Here is a 1,819-nt window from a genome sequence, read left to right on the forward strand (position 1 = left end):
CGGCTGCCACGGCACCGGCCGGCGCGCCGTTGGCGCTGGATGTGGCCCAGCCCTGCGGCTTCAGCCTGCGCGTGCCCTCGCAGCAGCTGCGCCAGGACCGCCAGCTGGTTGCCATGCTGCGCGATGCCGTCAAGGCCACCCAGGACGAAAGCGGCTGGGCCCGCGTCGGCGCCGTGGGCACGCACATCGGCAACAAGCTGCCCTTCGATGCGCGCAACTACGGCTACGCCACCCTGACCAAGCTGCTGGCGGCCACCCAGATGTTCGAGCTGCGCGACGAGGGAACCTCGCGCGTGGCCGTGCGCGACAAACGCTTTGTGGAACTGCCCGCGCCCGGCAAGTAGGACGATGCTGTCAGCAGGCCGTGCCGGCGAACTTTTCCTTCTATGATGACTCCTATACATCGCGCGGCAGGCACTCCATAAGATCACGACAACATCGGAGCCTGGAACTGGTGACAAGCGCTTGAATCTGGCTGCCAGCGCCCCCAACTGGCAGGCTGTGGGCCATCGGCCCGATTTCCCCTGGTGGAGAAACTCACAATGAAACGAATCGCTCTTTTTCTGTTGACCAACATTGCCGTGGTGGCGGTGCTGGGCATCACGGCCAGCCTGCTGGGCGTGAACCGCTTCCTGACCTCCAACGGCCTGAACCTGGGTGCGCTGCTGGGCTTTGCCTTCATCATGGGCTTTGGCGGCGCCATCATCTCGCTGCTGATTTCCAAGCCCGTGGCCAAGTGGAGCTCGGGCGTGCACGTGATCGAGCAGCCCCGCAACGCCGACGAAGCCTGGATCGTGGACACCGTGCGCAAGTTCGCCGACAAGGCCGGCATCGGCATGCCCGAAGTCGGGATCTACGAGGGTGAACCGAACGCCTTCGCCACCGGCGCCTTCAAGAACAGTGCCCTGGTGGCCGTGTCCACCGGTCTGCTGCAGGGCATGACGCGCGAAGAGGTCGAGGCCGTGATCGGCCACGAGGTGGCCCACATCGCCAACGGCGACATGGTGACCATGACGCTGATCCAGGGCGTGATGAACACCTTCGTGGTCTTCCTGTCGCGCGTCATCGGCTATGCCGTGGACAGCTTCCTGCGCAAGGGCGATTCCGAAAGCTCCGGCCCCGGCATTGGCTACTACGTGACCACCATCGTCATGGACATCCTGCTGGGCTTCGTGGCCGCCATGATCGTCGCCTGGTTCTCGCGCCAGCGCGAGTTCCGTGCCGACGCCGGCGCCGCCCAGCTGATGGGGCGCAAGCAGCCCATGGTGAACGCCCTGGCGCGCCTGGGCGGCATGGTGCCCGGCGAGCTGCCCAAGAGCATGCAGGCCATGGGCATCACCGGTGGCATCGGCAAGCTGTTCTCCAGCCACCCGCCCATCGAAGAGCGCATTGCGGCGCTGCAAAACAGCCACTGAGGCGTGCGATGTGTCGGCCCTGCCTGTGCCGACACATCTTGCGCGGGTTCTTTACCCGCGCTTTACAGCTTCGACAAGAACCCCGGTCAGCATGGTGCCGGGGTTTTGCGTTATGGGATGTGTCACCTTGTTAGGAGCTGCTATGCGATGGACTGATTCCTCTGTGCGATGGACCCGCTTCAGCCCGCGCGGCTGGGCGGCGCTGGGTGTGGCAGGGGCGGTGGCTCTGCTCAGTGGCTGCGTGGTGGCTCCGGTGGATGACGGCTATGCCGACTATGGTTACTTGTCGGGTCCCGGACGATTGGCTGCTTAAAAACAAGCGTCCGTTGCTGCATGGCCGAGAGGTACTGCAAGCAGTTCTGGCAACATGGCAATCCCGTGCCAAGGAGTTGCCATGCTGATCA

2 protein-coding genes are annotated in these 1,819 nt (G+C 64.5%); both read left to right on the forward strand.

Annotated features, from left to right (window positions below; translation table 11 throughout):
• Nucleotides 1-344: OST-HTH/LOTUS domain-containing protein (locus SJH88_RS19010; protein WP_274755377.1), on the forward strand; the 344-nt coding region annotated here is incomplete at its 5' end.
• A 198-nt stretch (nt 345-542) separates the two neighbouring features.
• Nucleotides 543-1,415, forward strand: a complete 873-nt coding sequence (gene htpX / locus SJH88_RS19015; RefSeq protein WP_154163502.1) for a protease HtpX — start codon at nt 543-545, stop codon at nt 1,413-1,415.
• Nucleotides 1,416-1,819 lie beyond the last annotated feature (404 nt).

Source organism: Comamonas sp. GCA5 (assembly GCF_036541385.1).
Taxonomy (GTDB): domain Bacteria; phylum Pseudomonadota; class Gammaproteobacteria; order Burkholderiales; family Burkholderiaceae_C; genus Comamonas; species Comamonas aquatica.

Excerpts from the sequence above, each read along its gene's own strand:
- htpX (WP_154163502.1), top strand. The coding sequence starts at position 543 with ATGAAACGAATCGCTCTTTTTCTGTTGACCAACATTGCCGTGGTGGCG.